This is a genomic window from Lysinibacillus sp. LK3, assembly GCF_001043675.1.
Taxonomy (GTDB): Bacteria; Bacillota; Bacilli; order Bacillales_A; family Planococcaceae; genus Lysinibacillus; species Lysinibacillus capsici.
Genome location: NZ_LDUJ01000007.1, coordinates 323766 through 330780 on the forward strand (window position 1 = coordinate 323766; position 7015 = coordinate 330780).

At 37.1% G+C, this 7015-nt stretch carries 6 protein-coding genes; all 6 read right to left on the reverse strand.

Annotated features, from left to right (window positions below; genetic code table 11):
• Nucleotides 1–110 precede the first annotated feature (110 nt).
• The 6 genes from VK91_RS06015 to VK91_RS06040 all read right to left on the reverse strand — a co-directional run bounded on the left by VK91_RS06015 (nt 111) and on the right by VK91_RS06040 (nt 6713).
• Nucleotides 111–1259 carry a M20 family metallopeptidase gene (locus VK91_RS06015; RefSeq protein WP_048391655.1) on the reverse strand — a complete coding sequence of 383 codons (1149 nt, stop codon included), beginning with the start codon at nt 1257–1259 and terminating at the stop codon, nt 111–113.
• Between the two features lie 175 nt (nt 1260–1434).
• On the reverse strand, nt 1435–2343 hold the full coding sequence (gene sdaAA / locus VK91_RS06020; protein WP_004269428.1) for an L-serine ammonia-lyase, iron-sulfur-dependent, subunit alpha: 909 nt from the start codon (nt 2341–2343) through the stop codon (nt 1435–1437).
• 14 nt (nt 2344–2357) lie between these two features.
• Nucleotides 2358–3020, reverse strand: a complete 663-nt coding sequence (gene sdaAB, locus VK91_RS06025; protein WP_048391657.1) for an L-serine ammonia-lyase, iron-sulfur-dependent subunit beta — start codon at nt 3018–3020, stop codon at nt 2358–2360.
• 351 nt (nt 3021–3371) lie between these two features.
• On the reverse strand, nt 3372–5021 hold the full coding sequence (locus VK91_RS06030; RefSeq protein WP_048391660.1) for a DAK2 domain-containing protein: 1650 nt from the start codon (nt 5019–5021) through the stop codon (nt 3372–3374).
• A gap of 18 nt (nt 5022–5039) precedes the next feature.
• Entirely contained in the window at nt 5040–5399 is a 360-nt protein-coding gene (locus tag VK91_RS06035; RefSeq protein WP_004269431.1) for an Asp23/Gls24 family envelope stress response protein, read from the reverse strand.
• A gap of 108 nt (nt 5400–5507) precedes the next feature.
• A complete protein-coding gene (locus VK91_RS06040; protein ID WP_048391662.1) occupies nt 5508–6713 on the reverse strand; it encodes a diguanylate cyclase in 1206 nt (401 codons plus the stop codon).
• Nucleotides 6714–7015 lie beyond the last annotated feature (302 nt).

The window sequence follows — 7015 nt, forward strand, 5'->3', positions numbered from 1 at the left end:
ATTGATTGTTTATGTAGTGTTATACTCTCTCTATCTAATGTACCATAAATTATTTCCCTAACCCTACACATAAGCAAAAACCCTACCAATGATTGATAGGGTTAAGCTCATCATTTATATTTCCTAATAATATCAATGAAGAGCTTTATGGCATCAGGGAAAACATCTTCATCTAAATCAAACCTTGGATGATGATGAGGATATTGGCTTTTCTCACCACCCATTCCGACAAATATGAATGCACCAGGTTTATGCTTTAGATAATATGAAAAATCCTCACCACCCATAACTGGATCGACAAGCTCAAATACATCCTTCCCAAATTCTTCACAAACAATTGATTCCACAAAGCGAGATTGCCGAGGATCATTAATGAGTGGAGGTGTCCCTATAATAAAGTCGACTTTCCCCTCCGCTCCAAACGAACGGCAAATCCCTTCTGTTAAACTCACCATCTTCGTTTGAATAGTGGCTACTGTTTCTGGTGTTAATGCCCTAATCGTTCCTATTAATTTTGCTGTGTCAGGAATAATGTTATACGTTGTTCCTGCTTGGATATTGCCTACAGTTATCACGCCTGCATCTATAGGATTAATAGTTCGACTAATGATACTTTGAAAGGCTTGCATTAAATGGCTTGCAATATAGATAGGATCAATCGTTTCATGCGGCATTGAGCCATGACCACCATGACCTTGAATCTCAATTTCAAAATCATCAACAGAAGCCATCATCGATCCATGTGTTAATCCAATTTTCCCCTTCTCTAAACCCTGCCATAAATGAATACCAAAAATAGCATCGACATCTTCTAGAACGCCGTTTTGAATTAAGAAATCAGCCCCACTTGGTGTAATTTCCTCAGCTGATTGAAAAATTAGCATAATATTTGGCTCAATTTCTTCCTTATTCATGGCTATCCACTCTGCCACTGCTAATAAGATGGCTGTATGGCCATCATGTCCACACATATGTGCCACTCCTGGTTTTTGGGAAATATATGGCTTATCACCTTCTTCAACTATTGGTAATGCATCTATATCGGCTCGTAAAGCAATCGTCTTTGTACCTTTTGTTCCTTGAAGCATAGCTATTACGTTTGGTGAATCATACGCTAATATTTCTAGTTGAAGATCCTCTAATCTTTTACGAATAAATTGACTTGTTTCAAATTCCTGACCAGAAAGCTCTGGATATTGATGAAGATAACGTCGATCTTCTATAGCTTGCTTTGCTAAATATTGCAAATTTATTTCCACTAAAAAAACTCCTTTTATTTACCTTTAACGCTCCTAAATAAGCAAAATCCCCTGAGATCCTATGCAGATTTACTTGCCATCAGTATTACTTGTACTTGTTTTATTATACTAAAATCTTTCTTAACTAACCCAACATAAAAACATGCTACCTATTTAGATAGCATGTTTCTTATATTTATTGAAGTGCTTTAATGCTTTGTAAGCCACCATTTTCAAGGATGGCTTTACTGATTGCCTTACCTGTTGGTGTTGCTGCTAGACCGCCTCGTGCCGTCTCTTTAAGATTAGGACTCATAGATTGTCCAATGCGATACATAGCACCAATTACTTCATCACATGGAATACGACTTGTTACACCAGCAAGTGCCATATCCGCCGCTACTAGGGAGTTAGATGCACCCATTGCATTACGTTTGACACAAGGCACTTCAACCAAGCCTGCCACTGGATCACAAACAAGACCTAGCATGTTTTTTAATGTAATGGCAAACGCTTCGGAACATTGCTGTGGTGTACCTCCAGCCATTTCGACAATAGCAGCGGCAGCCATACCTGCAGCTGAACCAACCTCTGCTTGACAACCACCAGCAGCCCCAGAAATGGAAGCGTTATTGGCTACCACAAATCCAAATGCTCCTGACGTAAATAAATAACGAATCATTTGCTCACGAGTTGGATTTAGTTTGTTTTTTACTGCAAACAGTGTTCCTGGCACTACACCTGCTGAACCTGCTGTTGGTGTTGCACAGATTGTTCCCATTGCAGCATTTACTTCATTAGTTGCAACCGCTTTACTTACTGCATCTAATAATAAATCACCTGAAAGTGACTTTCCTTGTGCAATATAATTTTGAAGTAATACGGCATCCCCACCAGTTAAACCTGTTACTGATTGCACACCTTGTAATCCACGTTCAATTGCTTCTTCCATTACTGTTAAATTTCGATCCATTTGCTGGATGATTTCTTCACGCGTTCTACCAGTTATCAATATTTCTTGTTCAATCATAATTTCTGATATTAATTTATCTTCTTTCTCTGCTCGTTCAACAAGTTCACGAACATTATGAAATAAAACGTCCATCACGGGACACCTCCTTAGTTATTAATTTTTGAGACCTTTGTAATATATGGAATTAAAGATATTTGCTGTAGCACCTTATCCTCAATGTTTTGATCAACTTCAATCACCATCAAAGCAGTTAAACCACGTTCGATACGTGATACCTCCATATGCCCAATGTTGACTTCATGCATCGCCAAGCAATTGGCTACATTGGCAATACAGCCAGCACGATCGTCATGAACAACAAGAATAGCTGGCATACCACCAGTTAAACGTAACTTAAAGCCATTGACTTCACTAACTTCAATTTTTCCGCCACCAATTGAAATACCGACTACTGACATTTCCCCTTCATCGTCTCCAATGACAAGTCGAGCCGTATTTGGATGCTCGGTATTAGCTGTTTCAGGAATGAATTCGTATTCTAATCCTGCTTGTTTGGCATCTTCAAATGCCGTTTTAATACGATCATCAAATGTATCGTAATTTAATAAGCCTCCTACAATCGCAACATCTGTACCATGCCCTCTATACGTTTCTGCAAACGATCCATATAAATGAATTTTTGCCCATTTAGGTTGTCTACCAAATAAATCCCTTGCAACACGCCCGATGCGAGCTGCTCCTGCCGTATGAGAGGAGGAAGGCCCAATCATGACTGGTCCAATAATATCAAATACTGAAGTAAACTTCATACAAACACCCCTCTATTCTATCCGTATAATAATATTTATTTTTATTTATATCATGCTTGATAGTTACTATAAAAGTAAAGCATTTAATTTATCAACTTTCAGAAAATTACCACTACTATAATTTATAGTAAATATTTATGCTTATTTATTGTCCGTACCATATATACACAACTAAGAAAGCGGCGACATTCCAATATTTCCAAATTTTATATCCTGTGGGTACGTACATTGAATGATTCATATTTAGTACGTTTTTAATAAATTTAATCCAACATTCTCTTTGTAGCATAAACAAAAGCAGTACACGTTTTGTGCACTGCTTTCTTTACGGAATAGCAAAGTAGCATGTAATTATTCTACTGAAATAATATATGGATATAACCCTTGTTTACCATCAAATAATTCAACTTCTACATCCGGATAGTTCTCTTCTATAAAAGCTACCAACTCAGAGGCAGCTTGTTCAGTTGTATCTTCACCATAAATGACTGTAACAATCTCAGCATCTTCATTAACTAAATCCTTAATTACTTTTTCAGCTGCATCCTTTAGTGCTGGTGTAGAAAGGACAATTTTTCCTTCTGCCAATGCCATAAAATCATCTTTGTGAATTTCAACACCATCAATAGATGTATCACGCACTGCATAGGTAACTTGACCTGTCTTCACATTTGTAAATGCTTCTGACATTGTTTTTTTATTTACATCAACAGCTGCCTCTGGGTTAAACGCTAAAATCGCTGCCATTCCTTGAGGAATCGTCTTCGTAGGAACTACTGCTGCATCAATTTCTAATAGTTCAACCGCTTGCTCCGCTGCCATCACTATATTTTTATTATTCGGTAAGATTAATACTTTCTCTGCACCGATTTCTTGTACAGCCTTCACGATATCTTCAGTTGAAGGATTCATTGTTTGACCGCCCTCAATGACATAGGAAGCACCGATAGAGCGCAATAATTCTGCCACACCCTCACCCATAGCAATCGTTACAATAGCATATGGATGTTTTTCTACTTTTTTAGCAGGCGTAGGGGCTTTATGTTCCTCGCCAACGATTGCTGAATGCTGCTCACGCATATTATCAACTTTAATTTTTATAAGACTACCGTATTTTTGGCCAATTGATAGAACAGAACCTGGTTGCTCGGAATGGATATGAACCTTCGCAATTTCCTCATCTGAAATAACAAGTAAAGAATCACCTAAAGGGTTTAATTCATTACGGAATTGTTCTTCATTAAAAGGTTCTTTTCCTTCTTCTAAGCGTACCATTATTTCTGTACAGTAACCAAATTCAATATCAGCAGTGTTCATGAAATCTTGGGCTCTATGATGTTCTGCATTGATTAAATCATCTAGCGTCGCATCATTTTTCTCCGGAAGAGCCTCCCCCTTTAAGGAAGCTAAAAATCCTTCATACACAAATAGTAAGCCTTGACCACCACTATCTACCACACCAACTTCTTTTAAAACAGGCAGTAGGTCAGGTGTACGATCCAACGATGCCTTTGCCTCTGCTGTAAAAGCTTCCATTACGGCAATGATATCGTTTTCAGTTTCTGCTACTTCTACACCTTTTTTCGCAGCTTCACGTGCCACCGTTAAAATTGTTCCTTCTACTGGCTTCATAACAGCTTTATATGCCGTATCAACACCCGCTTGGAATGCTCCAGCAAAGCCCTTTGCATCAATTGTTGACTCCTTCTCAATAAACTTCCCAAAACCACGGAATAACTGAGATAGAATAACGCCTGAATTCCCACGCGCTCCCATTAACAAGCCTTTTGATAATGCCTGTGCTGTTTTACCAATATGCTCTGAAGCAGCATGCTCTGTTTCCTTTGCACCAGATGTCATCGATAAGTTCATATTTGTACCTGTATCACCATCTGGAACGGGGAAAACATTTAATGAATCTACATAATTTGCATTTTGGTATAGGTGATGCGCCCCCATTTGTACCATTTCAGCAAACTTTATACCGTCTAAAGACTGCATTCGATTTAGTTCCTCCTCTTAATTCGCTACACGAACGCCCTGTACAAAGATATTGACAGATTTTACGCTCATACCTAATGTTTTATCTACTGTATATTTCACTTTCGATTGTACTTGATAAGCCACTTCCGAAATTTTTGTCCCGTAACTAACAATAATGTACATATCTATATGTAAATCGTCGTCCTGTTGTCGAATTACAACACCTTTTGCGAAGTTTTCTTTACGTAAAATATCAGTTAGACCATCACGAATTTGATGTTTAGATGCCATGCCAACAATACCGTAGCATTCTACAGCAGCTCCACCAGCAATTTGTGCAAGTACATCTGTTGAAATATCAATTTGGCCGAATTCATTGTTTAATTCAATTGACATAGAAATGCCCCCTTGGCTCTTTTTGACTAAACTATATTGTAACACTTTCGTTATAATTTAAGCAACCTAAGGGGGTATTGAAGGGCTTCGTAGCAACGTTTTCTGACTTCAAATAGACGCATTTGCTTCTTCATCAAAAATTGCCATTTTGCGGAAATAGTTATTTCGTCCGTTTTGCTTTGCCAAATATAGCGCTTGGTCAGCTAATTCACAACATGTTTGTAAATGCTCATATTTTGCGATTTTAGCTTGACACATTCCAATACTAACAGTAACTTGTTGGGCAATAGTAGATTGTAAATGCGGGATATTAAGTTGTCGAATTTCTTCTAAGATTTCTTCACATACAGGTTCAGCAACCTTATGAGTATGCTGGCTTATCATAACAAATTCCTCGCCACCCCAACGGGCAACAAATGCATTATACTTCCCTGCAATTTCCTCCAATAGAGATGCGACTTTGACAATTGCTGCATCTCCCTGCAAATGACCATAATAATCATTAAATTTTTTAAAGCAATCAATATCAATCATTATGACTGTTAAAGGCTGTGTTTGATAAAGTTGCTGTCCTATCTTATTCAATTTTTGGTTAAATGCACGTCGATTAGGTAGATTCGTTAAAGAATCTTTTAATGCTTGCTCTGCTAATTCATTATTTTTAATAGCCAACAATTCTGATAGTCGCTTCGTTTTAGTCATTTCCTCATTCAATAAAATATGCTGGGTATGGATTTGTTTACGAACCTTATAGGTCTGATATTGAATCATTACACCAATAGGTATTAATAATGACATGGGTAATATAATTTTTATATTTTCACTCGATATTCCAGCACTCATATATGCACTCACAATAATGGCTGATGCAGAAAGCAAAATAATCCAGACAATTTTTCGTAAAGGTAACGCGAATACTGTACAAATAATGATTAAAATAACCTCATAGAGTGCTGCATGACGGAAAAAGTAAACATCCAATACCGATATCGCAGTAATCAAAAGCATTATTGTGTAAATATAAACAACAACCAACCGTTCATACTTCTGTATATTAACAGGAGTAATATGAATTCGCTTTTCTCGGATAAACAATAATACTGCAACATCTATATAAAACATAGCGATATGAATGGCAATATAGACGGGAACCATGGCTCTTTCCGCCTTCACAAAAAATACCTCTCCATAATGTATTAACGAAATAATGACTGATACATACATGAGTGTCCAAGCAACTATTCTCATCCCTTTTAAATTCGACTGAACCATTTCTTCGCGAATAGAAAAAGCTAATTTTTCTTGATTTTCCATCATGCTCTCTCCTCATGCCCACTTTCAAATAATTATAATGTCCTATATGTATCGTCATGATAACGAAAAATACAAGTCAATCTAAATTTTTCTGATAAATAAAAAAGTTGATACCTTTATAGCATCAACTTTTTACATTGTATTCAATTAAATATCGAAAAATTTATTTGGCTAAAATAGACTTTTAATAAGCGTGTCAATCATAACAGGCATCTCTTTAAACGCACTATCCACATGCAATCGTTCTGTTTTTTGATGGGCATCCTTACCAAATGGACCCACATTTAAGACAGGACCTTGTA